The organism is Phreatobacter cathodiphilus (assembly GCF_003008515.1).
GTDB classification, from domain to species: domain Bacteria; phylum Pseudomonadota; class Alphaproteobacteria; order Rhizobiales; family Phreatobacteraceae; genus Phreatobacter; species Phreatobacter cathodiphilus.
Window position 1 is genome coordinate 986,888 of the sequence record NZ_CP027668.1, and the last position, 23,430, is coordinate 1,010,317.

The 23,430-nt window shown below is 68.6% G+C and carries 18 protein-coding genes and 1 tRNA gene; 10 read left to right on the forward strand and 9 right to left on the reverse strand.

What is annotated here, in order from left to right:
- Nucleotides 1–89: 89 nt before the first annotated feature.
- Nucleotides 90–1,373 carry an ArgE/DapE family deacylase gene (locus C6569_RS04755; RefSeq protein ID WP_106747757.1) on the reverse strand — a complete coding sequence of 428 codons (1,284 nt, stop codon included), beginning with the start codon at nucleotides 1,371–1,373 and terminating at the stop codon, nucleotides 90–92.
- A gap of 41 nt (nucleotides 1,374–1,414) precedes the next feature.
- Nucleotides 1,415–2,704: an ArgE/DapE family deacylase gene (locus C6569_RS04760; RefSeq protein WP_106747758.1), complete on the reverse strand. Its 1,290-nt coding sequence runs from the start codon at nucleotides 2,702–2,704 to the stop codon at nucleotides 1,415–1,417.
- Nucleotides 2,705–2,899: 195 nt separating this feature from the next.
- Here C6569_RS04760 and C6569_RS04765 point away from each other — a divergent pair, with 195 nt between their 5' ends.
- Together C6569_RS04765 and C6569_RS04770 are read left to right on the forward strand one after the other, a co-directional pair.
- A complete protein-coding gene (locus C6569_RS04765; RefSeq protein ID WP_106747759.1) occupies nucleotides 2,900–5,257 on the forward strand; it encodes a DNA/RNA non-specific endonuclease in 2,358 nt (785 codons plus the stop codon).
- A gap of 95 nt (nucleotides 5,258–5,352) precedes the next feature.
- Complete coding sequence (locus tag C6569_RS04770) at nucleotides 5,353–6,378, forward strand: histone deacetylase family protein (protein WP_106747760.1); 1,026 nt, start codon at nucleotides 5,353–5,355, stop codon at nucleotides 6,376–6,378.
- Here C6569_RS04770 and C6569_RS04775 read toward each other — a convergent pair whose 3' ends face one another.
- Nucleotides 6,379–6,594 (reverse strand): YgaP family membrane protein, encoded by a 216-nt coding sequence (locus C6569_RS04775; protein WP_106747761.1) that lies wholly within the window; start codon nucleotides 6,592–6,594, stop codon nucleotides 6,379–6,381.
- Nucleotides 6,595–6,678: 84 nt separating this feature from the next.
- Entirely contained in the window at nucleotides 6,679–7,365 is a 687-nt protein-coding gene (locus C6569_RS04780; protein WP_106747762.1) for a Crp/Fnr family transcriptional regulator, read from the reverse strand.
- Nucleotides 7,366–7,481: 116 nt separating this feature from the next.
- Here C6569_RS04780 and C6569_RS04785 point away from each other — a divergent pair, with 116 nt between their 5' ends.
- The 3 genes from C6569_RS04785 to C6569_RS04795 are packed head-to-tail and all read left to right on the forward strand — an operon-like array spanning nucleotide 7,482 to nucleotide 10,129.
- Nucleotides 7,482–9,167 (forward strand): FAD-dependent monooxygenase, encoded by a 1,686-nt coding sequence (locus tag C6569_RS04785; RefSeq protein ID WP_106747763.1) that lies wholly within the window; start codon nucleotides 7,482–7,484, stop codon nucleotides 9,165–9,167.
- Entirely contained in the window at nucleotides 9,164–9,397 is a 234-nt protein-coding gene (locus C6569_RS04790) for a hypothetical protein (RefSeq protein WP_106747764.1), read from the forward strand. The genes C6569_RS04785 and C6569_RS04790 overlap by 4 nt, the downstream gene beginning before the upstream one ends.
- A gap of 18 nt (nucleotides 9,398–9,415) precedes the next feature.
- Nucleotides 9,416–10,129, forward strand: a complete 714-nt coding sequence (locus C6569_RS04795; RefSeq protein ID WP_215905793.1) for a glutathione S-transferase family protein — start codon at nucleotides 9,416–9,418, stop codon at nucleotides 10,127–10,129.
- 12 nt (nucleotides 10,130–10,141) lie between these two features.
- On the opposite strand, the gene C6569_RS04800 is transcribed toward C6569_RS04795, so the two are convergent.
- Nucleotides 10,142–10,861, reverse strand: a complete 720-nt coding sequence (locus C6569_RS04800) for an RlmE family RNA methyltransferase (protein ID WP_106747765.1) — start codon at nucleotides 10,859–10,861, stop codon at nucleotides 10,142–10,144.
- On the reverse strand, nucleotides 10,858–11,988 hold the full coding sequence (locus C6569_RS04805; protein ID WP_106747766.1) for a Ppx/GppA phosphatase family protein: 1,131 nt from the start codon (nucleotides 11,986–11,988) through the stop codon (nucleotides 10,858–10,860). The genes C6569_RS04800 and C6569_RS04805 overlap by 4 nt, the downstream gene beginning before the upstream one ends.
- Before the next feature lie 212 nt (nucleotides 11,989–12,200).
- Between C6569_RS04805 and C6569_RS04810 the strand changes: the two genes are divergently transcribed.
- The 3 genes from C6569_RS04810 to C6569_RS04820 all read left to right on the forward strand — a co-directional run bounded on the left by C6569_RS04810 (nucleotide 12,201) and on the right by C6569_RS04820 (nucleotide 14,522).
- Nucleotides 12,201–12,274 (forward strand) — tRNA-Gln (locus C6569_RS04810).
- 416 nt (nucleotides 12,275–12,690) lie between these two features.
- On the forward strand, nucleotides 12,691–13,059 hold the full coding sequence (locus tag C6569_RS04815; protein ID WP_106747767.1) for a VHL beta domain-containing protein: 369 nt from the start codon (nucleotides 12,691–12,693) through the stop codon (nucleotides 13,057–13,059).
- 80 nt (nucleotides 13,060–13,139) lie between these two features.
- The gene (locus C6569_RS04820; protein WP_106747768.1) at nucleotides 13,140–14,522 is read left to right on the forward strand and encodes a VHL beta domain-containing protein; all 1,383 of its coding nucleotides are present in this window, start codon (nucleotides 13,140–13,142) and stop codon (nucleotides 14,520–14,522) included.
- Between the two features lie 84 nt (nucleotides 14,523–14,606).
- Here the strand turns inward: C6569_RS04820 and C6569_RS04825 are convergent, their stop codons facing one another.
- Nucleotides 14,607–17,450, reverse strand: a complete 2,844-nt coding sequence (locus C6569_RS04825) for an ATP-binding protein (protein WP_106747769.1) — start codon at nucleotides 17,448–17,450, stop codon at nucleotides 14,607–14,609.
- Nucleotides 17,451–17,688: 238 nt separating this feature from the next.
- Here C6569_RS04825 and C6569_RS04830 point away from each other — a divergent pair, with 238 nt between their 5' ends.
- Entirely contained in the window at nucleotides 17,689–18,744 is a 1,056-nt protein-coding gene (locus C6569_RS04830; RefSeq protein WP_245898237.1) for an HD domain-containing phosphohydrolase, read from the forward strand.
- On the opposite strand, the gene C6569_RS04835 is transcribed toward C6569_RS04830, so the two are convergent.
- Both C6569_RS04835 and C6569_RS04840 read right to left on the reverse strand, forming a co-directional pair.
- A complete protein-coding gene (locus tag C6569_RS04835; protein ID WP_106747771.1) occupies nucleotides 18,741–19,826 on the reverse strand; it encodes an alpha/beta fold hydrolase in 1,086 nt (361 codons plus the stop codon). The two genes, C6569_RS04830 and C6569_RS04835, sit on opposite strands and share 4 nt — an antisense overlap.
- Before the next feature lie 10 nt (nucleotides 19,827–19,836).
- A complete protein-coding gene (locus tag C6569_RS04840) occupies nucleotides 19,837–21,624 on the reverse strand; it encodes a PHA/PHB synthase family protein (RefSeq protein ID WP_106747772.1) in 1,788 nt (595 codons plus the stop codon).
- Between the two features lie 525 nt (nucleotides 21,625–22,149).
- Between C6569_RS04840 and C6569_RS04845 the strand changes: the two genes are divergently transcribed.
- Entirely contained in the window at nucleotides 22,150–23,394 is a 1,245-nt protein-coding gene (locus C6569_RS04845; protein ID WP_215905794.1) for a branched-chain amino acid ABC transporter substrate-binding protein, read from the forward strand.
- Nucleotides 23,395–23,430: the final 36 nt, after the last annotated feature.

Genomic DNA, 23,430 nt, shown 5'->3' on the forward strand with positions numbered 1-23,430 from the left:
GCGCGACTGTCGGCAATGGCGGGGGGTGCGGTCAAGGCGGGTCTGCCGCATGGGCAGGGGGCGCCGGATGGCGCGTCGCTCCCGACCGATCACACCGGCTCGGTCCCGCACCACTCCGCCACGAAGAGCGCCATCGACTTCGTCGCCTTGCGCAAGGATTCGATGGAGAAGCGCTCGTCGAAGCCATGCACCCGCTCGGCCGAGGGGCCGTAGTTCAGCGTCGGGATCTCGTCGAAGAGCGCGTAGACGCGCCCGTCGAGATAGGCCGGTGTGACGCTCTCCTTCAGCGGCTCCCCCCAGGCGCGCTGGTGGGCGCGGCCGAGCACGGCTTCGGCCTCCGAGCCGGGCGCGAGGATGTAGCCCTCGGTGGTGAAGCCGTTGAAGACGACCCGCGGCGGGTTGTTGGCGAGGAAGCTGTCCTCGCGCGCGGCCTTGGCGATGGTCTCCTCGATGGCACGCATCATGTCTTGCGGCTTCTCGCCCGGGAAGATCGAGATACGGCAGTCGACCGTGCACCAGGCCGGTACGGAGGAGGCCCAGTCGCCGCCCTTGATCTTGCCGAAGTTGAGGTTGATCGGGTGTGCCTCGTCCTTGAACAGCGGCTGGTCCTTGGTCTTGGTGTTCCAGAAGGCCTCGAGCTCGCGAAGCTTCCGCATCACGCCATAGGCCGCCTCGATGGCGTTCTGCCCCGAGCCTGCCTCGCGGACGTGGACCGGATGGCCCTGCACGGTGAACTGGAACCAGACGACGCCGACGTTGCCGCGGGTGATCTTGCCCTGGCTCGGCTCGGGGATCAGGGCGGCTTCCGCCTTGTAGCCGCGCAGGTGGCACTGCAGCGCGCCGTTGCCGGTGGATTCCTCCTCGACCACCGACTGGACGTAGACGGTGGCGGCCGGCTGGACGCCCGCGCGCTTCAGCGCGTCGAAGACGGCGACCATGGCGCCGTGGCCGGCCTTCATGTCGCCGGCGCCGCGGCCGTAGAACCAGTCGCCATCGATGCGCGGCTCGTAGGGCGGCGAGGTCCACATCTCCTCGGGGCCGGGCGGCACGATGTCGATATGCCCCTGCATGATGAGGCTGCGGCCGGTCTCCGCCTTGGGGCGGTGGATGCCGACGACGATCGGCGCTGTGGAATGGGTGTCGGAGAAGGGCGAGCCGCCGGGATGGCGCTTGATCGCCTCCTCGTCCATGGCGAAGCGCTCCATGGCGAAGCCGCGCTTCCTCAGCTCCTGGAAGACGAAGTCCTGCACCGCATGCTCGTCGCCGCGTTGGGAGGGATAGCGCACCAGCGTCTTCAGATAGTCGAGCTGGGCGTCGAAGCCGTCGTCGACGGCCTTGACGATGCGGTCGGCGAGGGCGGGGTCGAGGGCCATGGATGATGCTCCGGCGATGCGGGAAGGGAAGGGTAGAAGGGTCAGGGCTGGACCGGCTCGGTGCCGCACCATTCGGCGACGAAGAGCGCCATGGCCCGGGTGACGCGGCGCATGCTGGCGATGGAGAAGCGCTCGTCGAAGCCGTGGATGTTCTCGGAGATCGGGCCGTAGCAGAGCGCCGGAATCTTGTCGTAGAGGGCGTAGACGCGGGTATCGAGATAGCCGGGCGTCACCAGGTCCTGGAGCTTCGCGCCGGTGGCGCGCTCGTGGGCGCGGGCGAGCACGGCTTCCGCCTCCGACCCCGGCTCCAGCGTGTAGCCCTCCGTGGTGAAGCCGGTGAAGGTGACCCGCGGCGGGCTGTTGGCGAGGAACCGGTCGGCCCGCGCCGCACCCAGGACCGCCTCCTCGACGGCGCGCATCATCGTCTCGGCGCGCTCGCCCGGATAGATCGCGATGCGGCAGTCGATGGCGCACCAGGCGGGCACGGAGGACGCCCAGTCGCCGCCCTCGATCATGCCGATGTTGAGGTTGATCGGGTGGTCGACGTCCTCGAAATGGCGGAACTCGCCCTTCTTGGCGTTCCAGCGCGCCTCGAGCTCGCGCAGCGCCCGGATGACGCCCTGGGTCGCCTCGATGGCGTTCTGACCGGAGCCGGCATGGCTGACGTGGACGGGCAGGCCCGCCACCTCGACGCGGAACCAGACGACGCCGGTATTGGCGCGGATGATCTTCTCGTCCTCGGGTTCGGGAATCAGCACGGCGTCGGCCTTGTAGCCGCGCAGGTGGCACTGCAGCGCGCCGTTCCCCGTCGATTCCTCTTCCACCACCGACTGCACGGTGACGGTCGCGGCCGGCTGCAGGCCGAGGCTCGCCAGCGCGTCGAAGACGGCGAACATGGCGGCGTGGCCAGCCTTCATGTCGGCGCCGCCGCGGCCGTAGAACCAGTCGCCCTCCATGTGCGGCGCGAAGGGATCGCGCGACCAGAGTTCGCGCGGGCCTGCCGGCACCACGTCGACGTGGCTCTGCAGGATCAGCGTGCGACCGGTCTCGGCCCGCGGGCGGTGGATGCCGACGACGATCGGCGCGTCGGAGTGGTCCGCCGTCACCGGCGATCCCCCGGGATGGCGGGCGAGCGCCGCCGGCTCCATGGCGAAGCGCTCGGTCGCCCAGCCGCGCGCCTTCATCTGGGAGAGGACGAAGTCCTGGCAGGCGTGCTCGCGCCCGCGCGTCGAGGCGAAGCGCACGAGATCGGCGGTCAGCGCCATCTGGCGGTCGAAGCCGGCATCGACGGCGGCGAGGAGTCTGTCGGCGAGGGCGGGATCGAGAGGCATGGCGGCTCCGGTGAGGCGCGGCGAGCCTAGCGGCGCCCGTCCGCCGATCAACCGCCGCCCGCGCAGCCGAGATGCGCGCCCCGCGGCGTATCGCGGAGCGGGGCGGCGGCCCAGATTCGTTTCAATCTAAGGCATACATCGAATGGTCTCCGCGCGGATGGCGTGAAATTGTGTCCTGGGGTGGAGGATGCTTCTATGGACCAGGATTCAAACCGGGAACTCGAACAGGTCGTGATGGCGCGCCTGATGGCGGGTCGGGAGGCGATCGAATATTCGCTTCGGCAAATTTCTTGGGGCAATCCTCTGGGGGCTGAGCAAAGCATCCGCCGCGGGGTGGCACGCCTGCAGGCCAAAGCCGGCCTGTCCGCGGAGGAGGCCGCCCTGGCTGTGCGAGCAGTCCAGGATTTTGCTCATCAGGCGTCTCGCGTCGAACCGAGACCAGAGACGCTCGCCGCGGAACCACCGGAATTGACCATCCGTGTCGGCAAGCCGACGGGTCCGGAAGCTGTTTGGGGTACGCTCGACTTCGTCCCGGTTTCCTTCTTCGTGCGGGGACGACGTGCGGCTGATGCCGTCGCACGGGTAGCATATCGCAGCGGCCGCGCCCAAGGCTCCGGCTTCCTAGTTGCGCCGGGCCTTTTTCTCACCAATCAGCACGTGATCAAGGACCCGGCGCACGCGGAGACGCTGGAGCTGCAGTTCGACTACGAGCACGACGATGTCGGGGGCTCACGCAAGTTCTGCCGATATGCACTCGATCCGGCTCGTTGCTTTGCTTTCGACGACGTCCGCCGCCTCGACTACTGCCTGATCGCGGTCGGGCCGCGCATTGACGGCGACCGTGACATCGGGGCTTTCGGCTACAAGGCGCTGTCTGATGCCGCCGACAAGCACATGCTCGGGGAAGTCGCCAACATCATCCAGCACCCTGCTGGGCGAATGAAGGAAATCGTCCTGCGGGAGAACCGGCTGGTCAATCGCGAAGACACCACGCAGGTTCTGCACTATGTCGCCGACACGGAGCCCGGATCGTCGGGCTCACCCGTCTTCAACAATCAGTGGGAGCCGATCGCACTCCATCATTGGGGTGGTCCGCATCTCGAAGTCCAGACGCCCGACGGTCGCCTGCTGACGCGGGAGATCAACGAGGGAATCAGGGTGAGTGCCATCGTCAATGACCTGCAAACGCGTTGGGCCGGGCGCTCTCCGGCCGTCGCCGAAGCATTGGCCCTCTGGCGGGCGGCCCCTCGTGCCTATGAGGAGGACGAGAGTCTGGCGGGTGAGAGGGCCGCAGACGTGCTGCAACCCTCGGTGCGGACCCGGCCGGATGGCACCACATCGTGGATATTTCCCATCGAGATCAGCGTCCGGGCTCCTCTCATTCCCGCCAGCACTCCGGTCGCGCCCGCCGCGCCCGCCGCGCCCGCGGTTCTAGCCGGGTTGGCCGAGCGTCTGCCCGGCCGTCGGCCCCCCCCTGCCTGGTCTGTGGAGAACTTCGCTGACCGCGGAGGCTTTGAACCCGGCTTTCTGCCAGGCTTCATTGTTCCACTCCCGGCAATCCGGCCCGCGGCCGGCCGCATCGCTCCCAACCTCGAGGCCGGTCGAGGGGACGATCCTCACGAACTGAAGTATCACCACTTCTCTATCAAGATGAACGCCGACCGAAGGCTGGCGTTCTTCACCGCTTGTAATATCGATGGATCGAGACTCTGGCACGTCGACCGCGAAAACAAGGATGCTACAGAAAATCCAACTGCCAAGCAGTTGGGCGTGGAGAATCTTGAGGCTGCAGAGGCCTCCGACGATTTCCGGCCGGACAGGCGCATCGACATCGAGAATCAGATGACGAAGCCCTTCTATGAAGGGCAGAAGGTGCCCGGTTTTCCGAAAGGGAATGATCCCGACCGGATCGCCCGGATGCTGCAAAAGGGGCACATCGTTCTTCGCAGCGACCCGGCCTGGGGTACCCGGGAAGAGGCTCTGGCGGCAGAGCGGGACACCTTCTTCTACACCAATGCGGGCCCGCAGATCGGGTTCTTCAACCAGGGCAGTGCGTTCGACAAGCCGGGGACCAAGGGGCGACTGCGCTGGCGCGCCGTCGAAAGTTACGTGCTCCGCAATGCCTTGGTCGAAAAGCAGCGCGTTTCTGTTTTCGCCGGACCCGTGTTCCGAGCCGATGATCCTGACTATCGCTTCGGATCGAAGGTTCCGATGACCTACTGGAAAATCGCCGTATGGGTTGAAAACCAACAATTGCGCGCGATCGCTTTGCTTGCGGACCAGTACAAGCTCGTCGAGGCACTCCCCGAAAACCTGAGCCCTGAGGCGGAAGAGTTTACCGATCCGCATGAACTTGCACGCGTCTCGGAGTTTCTGACGACGGTCAGCGCGATCGAGCAAATGACGCACCTCGATTTTGGTGTGGAAGTTCGATCCGCAGACGTCAGAGCTGGGAGCGATGTCCGTCCTGCGGAGGAGTTTGATCCGAATGCCTTGACGCCGCGTCGTCAACCGAAGGTTCCGCCGGGGAGACGGCGAAAGAAGAAAAACTAGCACTCTGATGCAATTCAGATGCGCCGGTGGGCGCTTGCAGATCGCAGCCGTACGTCGGAGGAATTGCGGCCACGCAACTGCGGAACAGAGTGTCCATGAAAGCCGTCTTCACCGACCTCCACAAAGGCCACGATCCCAAGCGCTTCATCCTGCGCGGCAAGTTCGCTCGAGGCGAGGAGCGCCCGGAGCGCGCCGAGCGGCTGACGGCCGGCCTGAGGGCCGGGAACCACGAGCTCGTGCCGAGCGAGGCCTTCGGCCAGGGACCGCGGCTCGGCGTCCACTCCGTCGACTATCTGCGCTTCATGGAGGAGGCGGCCGCCGAGTGGCAGACGCTGGCGGACGCCTCCGACGAGGTGCTGGGCAACGTTCATCCGGTCCGCCGCGGCGGCACCATGCCCCAGTCCATCACCGGCCGCGCCGGCTGGTACATGCAGGACATGGCCTGCGGCATCGGCCCCGACACCTGGCTCGCGGCCTCCTCGGCCACCGACGTGGCGGTGACGGCCGCCGAACTCGTCATCGAGGGCGAGCGTGCCGCCTATGCGCTGTGCCGGCCGCCTGGCCACCACGCCTATCGCGACGCCGCCGGCGGCCACTGCTTCCTCAACAACACCGCCATCGCGGCGCAGTACCTGCGCTCCGTCCACGACCGGGTGGCGATCCTCGACATCGACATCCACCACGGCAACGGCACGCAGGACATCTTCTACGATCGCGCAGACGTGCTGACCGTCTCGGTCCATGCCGATCCCTCGCGCTTCTACCCCTTCTTCTGGGGCTATGCGCACGAGCGCGGCACCGGCGCCGGCGAGGGCGCCAATCTGAACCTGCCGATCCCCGTCGGCTCCGGCGACGATGCCTATGTCGCGGCGGTCGAGGCAGCGGCGAAGACCATCGCCGCCTTCACGCCGGGCATGCTGGTCATCGCGCTGGGCCTCGACGCCTCGGCCGACGATCCCTTCGGCGGCGCCAAGGTGACGGCGGCCGGCTTCCGCCGCGCCGGCGAGGCCATCGCGCGGATGGGCCTGCCGACGCTCTTCGTGCAGGAGGGCGGCTATCTCTCCGACCAGCTCGGGCCGAACCTCACGGCCGTGCTGGGCGGGTTCGAAGCCGCCGCCTGATCAGCCCTGGCGGCTCGACACCGGGCAGGTGTTCATGCCGAAGAGCGTATAGGCCGGGCACCAGCCGAGCGCGGCGGTGGCGAGCGGCACGATGCCGATCCAGCCGAGCCAGTTGTAGCCGGTCGCGGGAACGCCGGTGATGGCGAAGAGCAGAAGGGCGACGCCGGCGACGATGCGCAGGATGCGGTCGACGCCGCCGATATTGGTGCTGAACATGGGAGCCTCCGTCAGGGCGCCGGCGGAAGGCCGGTGCCGATGGATGCAGTGGACGCTCTTTCCCCGGCCTTGTCGGTGACCTGGTCACACGGATCGGGCGAGCCGCGCGAGCCTGTCCGGAGCGGTGATCCGGATCATGCCGCGACCCAGCCCCACGAGGCCGTCCTGCTCCAGCGCCTTGAGCGCCCGGCTCACCACCTCGCGCGCCGATCCGAGTTCGACGGCGAGGTCGTGATGGGTCGCGGTGACGGCACCGTCCACCGCCCGTTCGACCAGCGCTTCGGCCAGCCGCCTGTCGAGGCGGCGGAAGGCCAGCTCCTCGAAGGTCATGATGAGATCGGTCACCCGCGTCGCATAGCTCTCCAGCACGGCCTTGCGGAAGGCCGACGACGTGCCGAGGAGGTCGTGGAACAGTCCTGCGGGAATCGCCAGGGCGGTGACCACGCTTTCGCACAGGGCCTCCGCCGAATAGGGCTCGTGCTTGAGCAGGCAGGAGGTGGTCAGCACGCAGCTTTCCCCGCTGGCGACGCGGTAGAGGACGATCTCCCGGCCGGATTCGGCGACGATCTGCACGCGCACGCAGCCTTCGATGACGATGAGATAGGCCTCGCAGGGTGCGCCCGCCACGAAGGGATGCGAGTCCTTCGGCAGTTGGACCACGCGGGCGCGCCGCGCCACCTGCTCGCGGGCCTCTGCGTCGAGACCGGCGAAGTCGGCGATACGGTCGATCCCCGCCTCCGCGGCGGCCGCAGGGTTGGCTCGGTGATCCATGGAGCGACCTTCAGCCATCGCCGCCGCCGGTTCAAGCGGTGGCTTGACACCCATGGCGCCGCCCGGTCCCCTGCCGGCAGAAGCCGCGACCAACGCGGCGGGAAGGAAACGCAGCCGTGAGACCCGAGGGCAGGGGGCCGCTGGACTCCCTCTATTTCACCTATCCGCATTTCGCCGCCGCGCGCGCGCCGGAACTCGACGGGGACGCGACGCAGCACCCCGTGGTCATCGTCGGCGCCGGGCCCATCGGCATGACCGCCGCCCTGACGCTGGCGCGCTACGGCGTACGTTCCCTCGTCCTCGACGCCAAGCCCACCTTCAACGACGGCAGCCGCGCCACCTGCATCGCCCGGTCGAGCTTCCACATCCTGGAGCGTGTCGGCGCGGTCGACGCCTTCCTCGCCAAGGCGCTCGGCTGGACGACCGGCCGCAGCTCCTATCGCGGGCGCGAGATCTACCGCCTCACCATGCCGGACTCCGAGGACGAGAAGTTCCGGCCCATGTACAATCTGCAACAGCAATACACCGAGCAGTTCCTCCATGACGCCTGCATGGCGAGCGGCCACGTCGCCTTCCGCTGGCAGAGCGAGGTGACCGCGACCGGAAACCGCGCCGACGGCGTCACCCTGACGGTGGAAAGCCCGCACGGGTCCTATCCGCTCCGCGCGGCTTTCGTGCTCGCCGCCGACGGCGCCCGGAGCGCGCTGCGCGGCCAGCTCGGCCTGCGCCTCAAGGGCGACAACTACGAGGGGCGCTACGTCATCGCCGACGTGAAGATGGCCTTCGACCACCCGACCGAGCGGCGCGCCCTGTTCGACCCCGCCTCCAACCCCGGCGGCACCGTGCTGATGCACAGGCAGCCGGACGACATCTGGCGCGTAGACTACCAACTGCGCCCCGGCGAGAGCCCGGAAGAGGCGGTGCGCGAGGCGACCATCCGCGCCCGCGTCGGCGCCATCCTGGTCGATCTCGGCCATCGCGGGCCCTGGGAGCTCGAATGGTGGTCGATCTACACCGCCAACACCCTCGCTCTCGACGACTACCGCCAGGGACGCGTGATCTTCATCGGCGACAGCGCGCATATCGTGCCGATCTTCGGCGTGCGCGGCCTCAACAACGGCCTCGCCGACGCCCACAACATCGGCTGGAAGCTCGCCTATGTGCTGCGGGGGGAAGCCGGCGAGGCTTTGCTCGACAGCTATTCGCCGGAGCGGCGCGGCGCGACCCTCGACGTCTTCGCCAACGCCACCAAGAGCACGCGGTTCATGACGCCGCCGACCCGGGGCCACCGTCTGGTGCGCGAGGCGGTGCTCTCCCTCGCGCTCACCGAGGATTTTGCCAGGGGCTTCGCCAATCCGCGGCAGATGCAGCCCTATACCTATGCGCAGAGCCCGCTGACGCCCTTCGCCGCCCGCGATGCGGAATTTTCCGCAGGTCCCGTCTCGGGCGCCGCGCTGGCGAATGTCCGTCTCGGCGACGGCTTCCTCTCCGACCATATCGGCGACGGCTTCAGCGCGCTGATCTTCGTGGACGGCGCCATATCCGACGATGTGGCCGCCCTCGTCGCGGCCATGGCCGAGCGAGAGCCGCGCCTGCGCGCCCTCGTCGTCGGCGGCACGCTGGAACACCCCTGCGCGCGGAGCCTTGCCGATCCCGGCGACCGCCTCGCCAAGGCCTATGGTGCGGCGCCGGGCACGCTCTACGTGATCAGGCCGGACCTGCACGTCGCCGGGCGCTGGCGGCGGGCGGTGCCCGCGGAAGTCCTCGCAACCCTCGACGCCGGTCTCGGGAGGCCGCAATGACCGCGCAGAGCATGCCGACGCCGCTTCCCTTCGAGGCCCTGGAGCAGGTCTATGAGCAACTCGCCGCCGCGCTCGACCGGGCGGGGGAGGCGAACGAGGCGCTGTTCCTGACGAAGCTGGTGATGGTCATGGCCCACCGGGCTGGAGACGTGCTGGACTTCGAAGCCTGCGTGGCGGTGGCGCAGGGTGACCCTCCCCTCGACGCGCAGGCCGATCCGGCAGCCTGCTGACCTGTTTCGGCGCGTCGCATGATCCGCTTTGCGCTTCTCGCGGCGAAGGGCCTTCCCATGACGATGACGCTCTACTCCGGCCCCCTCAGCATGTTCGGCGCCAAAGCGGAGATTGCCGCGCGTGAGAAGGCGATCCCCGTCGATCTCGTCATGGTGCCATTCGACATGCAGCGCCTCTACGAGCCAAAGCATCCCGAGGTGGCCCGGATCAATCCGAAGCGGCAGGTGCCCGTCCTCGTCGACGGGCCGGTCGAGATCTTCGATTCGACCCAGATCTTCGAATATCTGGAGCATCTGCGCCCTGAGCCGCCGCTCTGGCCGGAACCGCCCGCGGACCGCGCCCGGGCGCGGCTGATCGAGCATCTCTCGGACGAGGTCTATTTTCCGTCAGTGATCCGCCTGATGAGCCTGCAGGACCGGCCGCACGACCCCGCCGCACTGGCTGGGCGGGAGGCCGCCGCCGCCGTCTGCCGACGGTTCGAGGATATGATCGATCACCATGACTATCTCGCCGGCGCCTATTCCTATGCCGACATCGCCTTCTTCATGGCGCAGCTGTTCGGCGAGCGGATGGGGGCGAGGCTCGCGGACGACACGCCGCGCCTCATGGCCTGGCGTCGGCGCATGGCCCGCCGGCCCGCCGTTCGCGCCGTGGTCGGCCCGATGCTCGGCTATCTGAGAGGGCAAGGGCGTCCCATCCCGGAGCCGTTCCAGGCCATCGCCACGGACTGACGCGGCGGTCCGTCAGCCGTCCGTCGCGTTGCCTTCTGTCGGTCCCTGGCCGCGGCCCCGGAACCCCATGGCGAGCACGTAGAGTTCCTTCGAATCGGCCCGGCTCGCCTGGGGCTTGATGTGCTTCACCGTGGCGAAATCGCGCTTGAGGTCCCCGAGGAGGTCGCCCTCGGTCCCGCCCTGCAGCACCTTGCAGAGGAAGTGGCCGCCGGGCGCCAGCACCTCGCGGGCGAACTGGATGGCGAGCTCGGCGAGATAGATGATCTTGATCTGGTCGGTCTTGCGGTGCCCCGTGGCGTTCGCCGCCATGTCGGAGAGCACCACGTCCGCCTCGCCGCCGAGCATCTCCTTCAGCCTGTCCGGCGCGTCGTCGGCGGTGAAGTCGCCCTTCATGAAGGCGACGCCCGGCACGGGGTCGATGTCGAGGAGATCGATGCCGACGATCTTGCCGCGGCCCTGGTCGAGGCCGATGCGCTTGGCCGCCACCTGCAGCCAGCCGCCGGGCGCGGCGCCGAGGTCGACGATGCGCTGGCCGGGTTTCAGGATCTTCGCCCTGTCGTCGATCTCGATCAGCTTGAAGGCGGCTCGCGAGCGCCAGCCCTCGCGCTTGGCGCGGGCGACATAGGGATCGTTGAGCTGGCGCTCCAGCCATTTCTGCTGGCTGGTGGTGCGCTTCTTGGCGGTCTTCAGGCGCACCGCTAGCTGGCGGCCGCCCCCGGTCTTCGTCGTCATCGGCCGCCTCCCGCTCCGCTGGGCCCCGGTTCCTGACGGTGGTGGAAGGGCCGCCGCCAGACGCCGTCCTGCCGCATCAGGCTGACGAGGATGCCCTCGCGCAGGCCCCTGTCGGCCACCCGAAGCCGCTGGCAGGGGAAGTGCCGCCGCATGCCCTCGAGGATGGCGCAGCCGGCGAGGACGAGGTCGGCCCGCTCCGCGCCGATGCAGGGATGGGCGATGCGGTCCTCGTAGGACATGTCGAGGAGCTGGTCGAGGATGACGTCCACCTCGCCGGCGCCGAGCCAGGCCCCGTCGACGCGGCGCCGGTCGTATTTCGGCAGGCCGAGATGGACGCCCGCCAGGGTCGTCACCGTGCCCGACGTGCCGAGCATGTGCAGGTGCTCGATCTGCGACTGGATCGCCTTGCGGTGGGCGAAGGGCTCGACCATGGCGGCGACCTCGTCGACCATGCGCTCGAAGCTCTCGCGCGTCACGTGCTTGCCGTCGTGCCGCTCGGCGAGCGTCACCACGCCGACGGGGAGCGAAGTCCAGCCGAGGATCTCCGCCGTCGGCGGTCCGCCCTGGCGGCCGGGGCCGCGCGGCAGCAGCCAGACGATCTCGGAGGAGCCGCCGCCGATGTCGAAGAGGATGACGCCGCGGGAGCGCGGATCGGCGAGGGGCACGCAGCCCTGGGCGGCGAGCTGCGCCTCGGTGCGCCGGTCCACCACCTCGAGCGCCAGCCCGGTCTCGGCCTTGACGCGGGCGATGAAGGCGTCGCCGTTGGTCGCCTGGCGGCAGGCTTCCGTTGCGATCAGGCGGGCGCGTGCCACCTGCCGGTCGCGCAGCTTCATGCGGCAGACCTTCAGGGCCTCCACGGCGCGGTCCATCGCCGCCTCGCTCAGGCGGCCGGTCTGCGCCAGGCCCTCGCCGAGGCGCACGATTCGCGAGAAGGCGTCGACGACGCGGAAGCTCGCGCCCTCGGGCTTGGCCACCAGCAGGCGGCAATTGTTGGTTCCGAGATCCAGCGCGGCATAGAGCCTGCGCGGCCGGTGCGGCTGGGGGGAACGGGATGCGCCCGCCTGCCCCTCCTCCGCCGGACGCACGCCCGAATCTCCCGGCGAACCGCGGGGCGGCTCGTGGGTCATGGCGACCTTTCCCGCCGGGTGCCGGAACGCGCGAGCGCTCGACGGACGACCGGCTGATCTGTTCAGTTGGCCCCGAGTGTATCAGGGAGCAGGCCTGCTGCAAGCCTTCCGCTACCGGCCGACAAAAGCCTGCGGCCCGGGGCTTGAACAGCCCGGCGCAATCGACTATGACCGCGCCTCGCACGGCATCGCGCCCCCCCGGGGAGCGCTGCTGGGGGATAGTTCAACGGTAGAACATCGGACTCTGACTCCGAGAATCTTGGTTCGAATCCAGGTCCCCCAGCCACCGCCGTCTCAAGTGACGGCTTCATCGAGCGTTTCAGCCCCTCCTCGCGGCTAACGGACTTTTTCGTGCGCTCGATGGTCCCGCAACGCTGCCACATCACCCGGAGGAGTTATCGACCGTGGGAGAGGTCGACGTCCCCCCGTTAGGCCGAAGAGCGACCGGGCCGGCGTCAGTTCTGCGCCGGCGACGCGGACATCCCCAAGCGATCGCAGGCGAATGGCGATGTGGGCGGGCCCGCCCGCGGGTGCACCGATCGGACAGCGGGAGATCTGCTCGGATACCCGTGCGATTGCGACAGACGATCGGCGCCCTCGGGCGGCGCTGCCAGCGCGAGTCAGGTCGAAGACGGCCAAGAAATACCTCTTGCGTCTCGGTGGGGACCTTTTTACGCTTCATTACGCTAGGGGAGGCGCGAAATGAAAGCTTACACCGTCGTATTGGCCTTCTGCGCTGCGTTGATCGTAAGCAATGTGCCATCTTCCACTCAGGCGCAGCAGCGTCAGCCTGAACCTCCGATCGCGGGACCGGGCTGCCCGAGAGCAGGCACGAAATCCCCCCGCAGCTCGCAGCGCGTTCCTGTGACCTTCTTCAATGGCCAGCACCGTGAAGCGCACCTCTACTGGGTCGATTTCAACGGCAACTCGGTATTCTATGCGAAGATCAACCGGGGCCAACAGTATCAGGTGAACTCGTTTGCGGGGCATGTGTGGGTTGCGCTCAACGAGCGCGGCCGCTGCGTCTCCACCTTCGCCGTGTCCCCGGCTGGCGGCACCATCGGTCTTTGAGTGAAGCCGGACCGCGGCTGGCCTGAGCCCAGCACCGGATTCTGCCTTCTCCCTCACTCAACTCCCATGGGAGGGCCTCGATGAAGCTCGCATGCGGCATTCTCGGCGCTGGGTTGATCGCGTTCTGCGCATCCGCCGACGCTCAATCGACGCTGTCACCGACATTCGAGGCGTGCCAGCCGACGGGATCCGTGAGAACCGAGCAGGACGGGCGGCCAACCCGCATCACGTTCCGGGCAGATCGAACCGTCAACGGCGCGCTCAACCTGTTCTGGATCGACCACAGCGGGGAGGCGAAGCCCTATGGCCGGTTGGCTCCGGGCCAGTCGATCGAGATCAATACCTACCTCGGCCATATGTGGATGGCCACGGATGGCAGCAGCTGCGCCTATCAGCAGGTCGAGGCGGGCGCGCGATCCATTACCTTCGTCGTCGACGCGACGTCGGCGACCACGCCCGCTCCCGCGACGAGCCGGCCGCAACAACGTCTGGCCGTTCCGTCGATCGTGCAGCCGGGCGGTGGCAAGAACTCCTACGGCGGCTACGATATCGTGGGGCCCAATCAGTCCGGCGAACGCCCTTATGCCCCCGTGCGCGATTGGGGGGTCAACGCCTCCTGGGTCGGCGGCGCCTTCGCCTACTGCGCCGCCGAGGCACAGCCGGGCGGCCGGGTGCTTCGGATCGGCTACGACTCCGGTCAATGGCAGCTCGCCGTTCAGGCAGAAGCCGATCCCGACTGGTCGGGCACGCTCGATATCGATGGCCGCCAGGTGTCGGTGAGCGGGGCGGCCGTGGACGGCTGGGCGATCGCCTGGCTTCAACGCGAAGACCTGAGCCGTCTCGGGCAGGGGCAGCAGGCCAACCTCAGTGTCGGCCGCGCCTATCATGATTTCCCGCTGACCGGAATGGCCGCTGCGATCACGAAGGTCGAGGAATGCGTGCAGCGACGGGGTGTCGTCACGTCTGCAAATCCCCGTCCTCCCGGCCAGGCCACGACGCCACCCCCCGTGCCGTCCCAGTTTGCGGGCGTAGGGCCGGGGCCCGATGAGCTGGTCGCGGCCATGTTCCGGGACAGGGACGTCGACTCGCAGAACAATGCCACACGCCTGCGCTACTACGAGCGCTATCTGTCGCGCCGTCTCAATCGACTGATCGCAGAGGACTTTGCCCGGAGCGCTCGTGACAGAGAGCCAGGCCGGCTCGACTTCAGCCTTCTCAGCGGAATGCAGGACGCGCTTGAGCGGACCGGCGTCCAGTTGACGCCAGCTGCCATTCAGGGCGATCGCGCAACGATCACTGGAACGGTTATGTGGCAGTTTGGCAGTGGCCGTGACCGACAGACTGGGCGCTACCGGCTGCGGTTCCAACTGGAGCAGGGCGATCGCGGCTGGCGGGTGATCGATATCGGATACCTCCAGGATGACGGCTCCTTGCGGTCGTTGTTGCGGATGCTTGGCGGCTGACACGGAATTCCTCGCGGCCTGCAGGCCGAAGCCGCGGGCCGAACTTGACCGGCAGGACGCTGCATGGGCCTCCGCTCTTCGCCGTCAGGCCGCGATGCGCAGGGCCCGTTCCTCCGACGAGAGATAGGCCTCGATCCCGTCCGAGAAGGCCGTGAGCGCGGCCGGCTCGGTCAGGTCCGCGGGTGAGACGCGCGTCAGCCCGACGACCCCGACCTGCCCCAGATTGGCCGCGGCACCGTTCAACTGGTGGAGAAGTCCTTCGAGGGCGGTGAGATCGCCCCGCCCGGCCGCGGCGCCGATGCCGGCCAGCAGGCGGCGCGATTCGTCGACGAAGGTCTCGATGAGCCTGCGGCCCGCTTGGGGACCGATCTCGCCAAAAAGGGCGTGGCGGAGCGCGGCGTCGACGCCGACAGCCTCCTCGGCCACGGCGGGCGCCGCCGGCCAGGAACACCGCGCCAGGGCCGCCTCCAGCTTGGCGCGGGTGACGGGCTTGGCGATGAAGTCGTCCATGCCGGCGTCGAGGCAGGCCTGCCGGTCGGATGCGAAGGCGTTCGCCGTCAGCCCGATGACGGCGGTCTGGGCGTTGGGGCCGTCGCCGGCGCGCAGGGCGCGGGCCGTCCGGGTGCCGTCCATGACGGGCATGTGCATGTCCATCAGGATGACGTCGAAGCCCCGCTGCGCCGCGAGGTCGAGAGCCGCCGCGCCGTGGTCCGCGACCGTCACGGTGTGGCCCATCGCGGTCAGGAGCAGGGTCGCCACCTGCTGGTTGATGGCATTGTCCTCGACGAGCAGGACGGAGAGTTGGGTCGGGAGTTTCGGTCTGGGGGCCCGTTCGGCCGGCCTCAGGGCTCCGTCGGCCTGTGGCGCCGGCACGTCGAACCAGAAGACCGAGCCCTTGCCGAGAGTGCTCTCGACGCCGATCTCGCCGCCCATGGCATCGACGATCCGCTTGCAGATGGCGAGGCCGAGGCCGGTGCCGCCGAACCGGCGGGTGATGGAGGCGTCGACCTGCGAGAACTCCTTGAAGAGCTGCGCGTGTGAATCCTCGGCGATGCCGATGCCCGAATCGATAATGGAGAAGCGCAGCCCCGGCCGGCCGGTGGCGAGGGTGCGCGTTCCCACCGAGACGACGACGCCGCCCTGCAGGGTGAACTTCAGCGCATTGGCGACCAGGTTGATCAGCACCTGCCGGATGCGCGTGCCGTCGGTCTCGATGAGGGCCGGCACGTCGTCGGCGACGACGATGTCGAAGCGGAGGTTCTTCTCCTGCGCCCGCTGCCCCAGCATCTCCTTCACGGAGGTCGTCAGGGCCCGCACATCCACGACCGTCGGCTCCAGCTGGACGGCTCCGGAATCGAGCTTGGCATAGTCCAGCACGTCGTTGACGATATCGAGCAGGGCCTCGCCGCATTCGTGAATGGACTTCAGGTGGCCGCGCTGCGCGGCCGACAGTCGCGTCGTCTCCAGGATGGACGACATGCCGATGATGCCGTTCAGCGGCGTACGGATTTCGTGGCTCATGGTCGCGAGGAAGGCCGTGCGGACCTGGGAGGCCTTTTCGGCGGCGTCGCGCGCATCCCGCAGAGCCGTCTCGAACCGCTTGCGCTCGGTGATGTCCGTATAGGTCTGGACGAAGCCGCCGCCGGGGAGGGGGCGCGTGCAGATTTCGAGGACCCTGCCGTTCCGCTCGTGCTCGCGGATCGAGAGCAGGTCCGGATCGGGGGCCGCGCCGCCGTGGACGTCGCCGACGATGCTCCCACCCGCGGTCGCCTCGTGGAGGAGCAGGTCGGCGAGGGGGAAGCCGGCCCGGGTGAAGCTGTCCGGCAGTCCCAGGAGGTCCAGCGCATTCTGGTTGACCACAGCAACCTCGCCGTTGCCGTCGACCATCAGGATGCCCTGCGCCATGTTGTTCAGCGTCAGGTCGAGCTCGTGGCTCGCGGCCTTGGCGGCGGCCCGGCTCCGGGTGAGCTCGGCAAGGGCCGCTCCGAAGCGCCGCCAATAGGCGATGCCGAGCAGGATGACGCCGAGGACGCCCACCGTCAGGCCGGCGGCGATCAGCCTCATCCGGGCCGCGGTGGCGATCCGGAGCTGCCTGGCGTCCGTGTCGTCGACGCGCACCGCCACGACGAGAGGCCAGTCGTTGACGGCCCGGTAGGCCGTCGCGCGGCCGATCTCCTCGCCCTGTCCCATCTCCACGGACAGGCTGTCGACCAGGACCCTGGACAGGCCCGGCCCGCTCTCGTAGCGGCTGCCGAGGGTCTGTCGGTTCAGACCCGCCATGGCCCGCACGATCCCGTCGCGACCGACGACCGCGATGCCGCCGCCCTTGCCGAGGTCGATGGACTCGTAGAACCGGGAGAGGAAATAGGGATCGAGCGAGGCGACGATGACCCCGCGGAAGGTTCCGTCCGGGTCGGCGATCCGGCGCGTCAGCTGGATCGACCAGCGCCCCGACGCTCGGCCCAGAACGGGCTTGCTGATGAAGAGGCTGTCCTGCCGGGCGTCGACATGGACGCGGAAATGTTCCCGGTCGCCCAGGTCCATCCTCGGCGCGGCTCCCGCCGTCGTCGTCGTCTCCATGCGGCCGTCGGCGCCGATGATGGTGAACTGCAGCGCCAGGTCCTTGAAATTGTACTGGTTGTTCACCCAGGCCTGCAGGTCGAAGTCGCCTCCCGCCCTGAGGTAGTCCTGGCGGATGAACTTGATCGTGGTGTCGGTCTGGTTGATGGCCTGGCGGATATGCTCGTCGAACAGCCGGGCGTAGTTCTGGGCCGTCTGGCTCGCCGTCCTGCGGGCGAAGGCCCGCTCCTGGTGGATGTCCATCTCGACGGCGGCCCAGATCATTCCGATCACCGCGAAGCCGAGAGCGGTGGCCAGAGCGATGATGTGGCGGACCGGTCTTTGCGCGCTGGCTTGAGAATGGGCCATCGGATGAGCCTTCTGGCGGAAAACAGCCGCCAATTGTCACGACCGGAGTTCCGCTGCGGTAAAGATCGGCTTTCCTCGGACCAGATCTTCGCAGTCATGCTAACAATGGCTTTCGCCGGGGGTGGGTGCTGTAGGATGATCGTGTGGTGACGTCGTTTACCTCCTTGCACTATGTCGGAGGAGGTTGGCCGGCCGCCGACCTCCGGCCGTTGAAGGAGTGGGACAGCCGATGTCCGTGATGATCGTTGACGACGCGGAGACTAATCTTCTCGTCATCAAGTCACTGGTGGACGCCTGCGGCGTGTCGGGTTCCAAGACGTTCAGGAGCCCGACCGATGCCGTCGCCAGCCTCGACGACATCTCTCCCGCCCTGATCCTCGTCGACTATATGATGCCGGAGCTCGACGGCATCGGCTTCCTCCGCGCCGTCCGGTCGCGGCCCCGCTTCGTGGATACGCCCGTCGTCATGGTGACCACGAGCGACCAGCGCTCCGTCCGCCTCGAAGCGCTCGAGGCCGGAGCGACGGACTTCATCGTCAAGCCGATCGACCCCGCCGAGTTCAAGGCGCGCATCCGCAACCTCATGCAACTGGCCGAAGCCCAGAAGAAGCTGAAGGACCAGGCGGCCTGGCTGGCGGGCGAAGTCCAAAAGGCCCTGGACATCGCCCGCGGGCGCGAGGCCGAGATCGTCACGCGCCTGGCCCGTGCCGCCGAGCTGCGCGACCCCGAGACAGGCCAGCATCTCGATCGCATGTCCCGCTATGCCGAGAAGATCGCCAGGGCCATGGGGCTCGACGACGAATTCTGCGAGCGGATGCGCATCGCCGCCCCCATGCACGACATCGGCAAGATCGGCATTCCCGACTCGATCCTCCTGAAGCCCGGGCCGCTCACTCCGTCCGAGCGTCTGGAGATGCAGAAGCACGCCCAGCAGGGCGGGGAGATCCTGGAACGGTCGACGTCCGAACTCATCCGCCTCGCCGGCGAGATCGCCATTTCACATCATGAGCGTTTCGACGGGACCGGCTATCCCTTCGGCCTGTCGGGCGAGGCGATTCCGCTGGCCGGACGGATCACGTCCCTCGCCGACGTCTTCGACGCGCTGACCTCCGCCCGGCCCTACAAGAAGGCCTGGAGCCCGGAGGAGGCGCGGTCCTACATTCTCGGCGAGCGCGGACGCCATTTCGACCCGGCCTGTGTGGATGCGATGATGTCGGTCTGGTCCGAGATCGTCGCCATCCAGGCGAGCTGTGCGGACGGCAAGGCGGCCCCGCGCGCCCTCCCGTCGCGCTAGGCCCGCTTCCCCCGCGCCTTGCCCGGGCGAGCGGCCGGGGGCGTCCCGGCGGCGAGGAAGGCGGCGATCTCCGGCCATGTCCGGTCGAGCACGTCACGGCCCATGAACAGGCTGAGATGGCGTCCGGCGACGAGGTGCGTGGCGATCCGGTCAGGCGGGGTCGCCACGTGACGAGCCATGGCGAGGACCTGCGGCGCGCTGACGATCTCGTCCTCCCGCGCCGCCACCAGGACCAGCGGACAGACGACGGCGTAGAGGCCGGTCTCCCGCCCGAGGGCCGGGAAGGTGCCGCGCGCCAGCCGGTTCTCCCGGAAGAGCCAGTCGACCGTCTGGCGGTAGAAGGCGCCGGGAAGATCGACGACGTCCTCGTTCCAGGCGCGGAAGCGCGCGGCGAGCGCCGGGGTCACCCGGCGCCGCTGCAGTACCGCCGCCATCAGGGCCTCGTCGGCGGCGGCGTTCGGCCAGGCCTCCCGCATGGCCCGCCCGCGCACGAGGCCGCCTCCCTGGTCGAGCATCAGCTCCACCGCCGCCGGCGGCGTCCGGTCGATCAGCCCGGTGAGCAGGCTCGGGGCCGCCGCCATGTCGATCGGAGCGCCGACCAGGACGAGCCGCGCCGTCTTGGCCGGGAACCGGGCCGCATGGATGGCGGCGAGCGTCCCGCCCTGGCAGAGCCCCACCACCGCAGCCGGCGAACCGGCATCGTCCACCGCCACCGTAAGGTCCTCGAGCTGGTGGTCGATGGACTGGTGGCGGCGCGTCCCGTCGGCGCTGCGCCAGTCGGTGAGCCAGATCCGCCCCGTGCCGGCGCCCAGCAGCGCCTCGATCACGCTGTGGCCGGGGGCCAGGTCGGCGATGGTCGCCCGGTGCAGCGCATAGGGCGCCACGAGGATCACGGCCGGGCCCTGGCCGCCGCCGAACTGCCTGAGACGCATGGTGGGCAGTTCGCGGATGACGGTGTTCGGCGTCGTCCAGTCCCAGTCCGGCTCCGGCCGGTCATGCGAGGGGGATGCCATGACCTCCAACGTCCGGCGCGCCGCCGCCAGCGAGGCGTCGATGAGCGCGAGCCAGGGCAGCAGCTGCATGGCGGCCTCCTCATCCCCTCACATAGGTGCCGGGGGCCTCGTCGAGAGCCGGGTAGCCGGCCGCCGCGTCGCCCAGAGGGGGAGGCGGGCGCATCGGGGCCGTCGACGTCCGGTTCAGCCAGTCCCCCCAGGACATCCACCAGCTCCCCTCGACGGGGTCATGGGCGGCGAACCAGGCGTCCGCGTCGAGATGCGGATCCCCGTCTTCCCGCGTGCCGATGCGATGGACCCGGCCCGACGTCCCCGGCGGCGAGACGACCCCCTGGTTGTGGCCGCCGTTGGTGAGGGCGAAGGTGACGGGGGTGTCGAGCGACAGGTGGAGCTTGTAGACGGCGCGCCAGGGCGCGATGTGATCCCATTCCGCGCCGAGCACGAAGAGCGGCACGCGGATGTCCTGGAGGGCGATGGTGCGGCCCTCCACCGTGAAGCGCCCCTCGGCGAGATCGTTGGCGAGATAGAGCGAGCGCAGATAGTGGGCGTGCATGCGGGCCGGCATGCGCGTGCCGTCCTGCGACCAGGCCATGATGTCGAACAGCCGCCGACGCTCGCCCATCATGTATTCGCGCACCATGCGCGACCAGATGAGATCGTTGGCGCGCAACAGGTTGAACGTGCCCATCATGCGCGGCCCCTCGAGATAGCCGCGCTCCTCCATCATGTCCTCGAGCAGGGCGAGCTGGCTGTCGCTGATGAACAGGCGCAACTCGCCCGCCTCGTGGAAGTCGGTGAGGGCGGCGAGCAGCGTGAGGCTGGCGAGCCGGGTGTCGCCGTCCCGCGCCATGGCGGCGGCGGTGATCGCCATCAGCGTGCCGCCGAGGCAGTAGCCGACGGCATGGACCCGAGGGGAGCCGGTGATCCGGGTCGCCGCCGCGATGGCCGCCATCGCCCCCTCGGTCCGGTACTGGTCGAAGGCGACGTCACGGTCCGCCTCTGTCGGGTTCTTCCAGGAGACGACGAAGACGGTGAAGCCCTGGGCGACGAGGTGGCGGACCAGCGAGTTCTCGGGCCGCAGGTCCAGGATGTAGTATTTCATGATCCAGGCCGGAACGATCACCACCGGCTCCGCGTGGACGGCGGGCGTCGCTGGCGCATACTGGATGATCTCGGCGAGGGGCGTGCGGGCCACCACCTTGCCGGGCGTCACCGCCACGGTCTCCCCGACCCGGAAGGCCTCGGCACCGGCCGCGGTCGCCCCTGTCGCCGTGATCCGTGCATCCTCCAGCCAATGGCGGAACCCTTCGACCAACGACTGTCCGCCGGTGGCGACCGCCTTCTGCATCACTTCCGGATTGGTCGCCATGAAGTTGGACGGTGACCAGAAGTCGAGGATCTGCCGGGCGGCGAAATCCACCATCGCGGCGCTCTGGGGCGACACGCCGTGGACGCCGCGCGTCGCAGCCTCCCACCAGGCCTCCGCGGCGCGGTGGGTGCAGGCGAACTGCCGGTAGGGCCAGCGGTCCCAGGCGGGGTCGCGGAAGCGGCGGTCGCCCTCGCGGGCCTCCCCGCAGGGGCCGAACGGTCCGCCGTCGGCGGCGAGCTGCATCGCCTGGCTGAAGGCGAGGGTTGCGAGGTCCATCCGCCGGCCCGGAGAGACGGCGAGGTGCGACGCCCAGTCGAGCCAGGCGCCCGTCAGCGCCAGCACCGAAACGCCGCCGTTCAGTTGTCCTGCGAGCGCCCACAGCTTGCGGTCGAGCAGGTTCGCCGAGGCCGCCGGCGCTGCTGCAGGCCTCGCCTTGCGTGCCGGGACCGACGGGGTGCCGGTCGCTCGTCGTGTCGTCGCCGCTGTTGATCGCGCCATCGTCGCCTCCACCCGAAGCTGCGGCCAAGTCTGCCGGACCGCGGCCTCCCGGCTGTTGACCTGGAACAATCGCGGCACGTGGCATTTCACCACGCCGACCCCCGGCGGGCTCGACGCCCCGGCCAGGCGGGGGAAACGGAATGGCCGGCGAAAACGGCGGCAATCCGGCCCGCAGACGCTGAGGATCCGTCACTCGGCCCCGATAAACGGCTCGACAAGCTCCGACTTGCCGAACATACTGCTGAGAATGTTCGCTTCGGCGGACGATCAACGAGCCGGGGCATGACCCCTGGCCATCTATGGGGAGAACTGGCCTCGGACTGCCCGACCAGGCGGCGACCGGTCAGCTGCCAGAGCCTCGGAACAGGGCCACGGTCCGCTTCCGGCTTGGCCGGCGGGTCGCACGGTTCCACCCCTCCTTAACCTGCCAGAGCCGCGCCAAGCGGCCGTCAGAACCATCGGAAACGCTGCGGCTCGCGCCGCGACCGGCGCCCGTGACGGGCGCTACCCTAGGAGGACGACACGATGAATCTCACCCGTCGCCACGTGGTCGGTTCCGGCATCGCCGCGGCCGCCCTTTCGACCATGCCGGTCCGCGCCCAGTCCGGCCCCGTCCGCATCGCCTTCATCGATCCGCTCTCGGGATTCATGGCCCCGGTCGGCGACGGCGGCCTCAAGCAGTTCCAGTTCGAGGCCGAGCGGATCAATGCCGCCGGCGGCGTGGCCGGCGGCCGCAAGCTGGAGATCATCGGGCTCGACAACAAGCTCAACCCGCAGGAATCCATCGTCCAGCTCGAAAAGGCGATCGACCAGGGCGTGCGCTACATCGCCCAGGGCAACGGCTCGTCGGTGGCCTCGGCGCTGGTGGACGCCATCGAGAAGCACAATGCCCGCAATCCGCGGCAGACCGTGATGTACCTGAACTACGCGGCGGTCGACCCGATCTTCACCAACGACAAGTGCTCGTTCTGGCACTTCCGTTTCGACGCCGACGCCGACATGAAGCTCTCCGCCATGACCGATTACATCAAGGGTCTGACGGACATCAAGAAGATCTACATCATCGGACAGGACTATTCCTTCGGTAAGGCCGTGGCGGATTCCTCGGTGAAGATGCTGAAGGAGAAGCGCCCCGACATCGAAATCGTCGGCAACGAGCTGCATCCTCTCGCCCGCGTCCGCGACTTCTCGCCCTACATCACCAAGATGCGCGCCTCGGGCGCCCAGGCCGTCATCACCGGCAACTGGGGCAACGACATGCAGTTGCTGATCAAGGCCTCGTCGGATGCCGGCTTCAACGTGCCCTACTTCACCTTCTACGGCGGCGGCCTCGGTGCGGTCGGCGGCATGGGCCGCTCGGCTGTCGGGCTCGTTCGGCAGGTGACCGAGTGGCATTCCAACATCCCGGACATCGGGATGGACGACACCGTTCGCGCCTTCAAGGCCAAGCACCGCGACCTCGACTACTACTATTACCGGGTCAAGGTGATGTTCGACATGCTGGCCAAGACCATGAACGACACCAAGTCGGTGGACGTCCGCGAGGTGGCGATGGCCCTCGAGGGGCTGGAGATGAAGATCGAGACCGGCATGGCCTCGATGCGCAAGGACAACCACCAGCTCATCCAGCCGCTCTACATCTCCACGCTGGCGGAGAACGTGAAGTTCGACGTCGACAATACCGGCCTCGGCTTCAAGACCGACATCAAGATCGAAGGCGCGGCGACCGCCATGCCCACCACCTGCCGCATGCGCCGGCCGGCGAGCTGAGCCCAGCCGCTGCGGCGGGTCCCCGAGGCCCGCCGC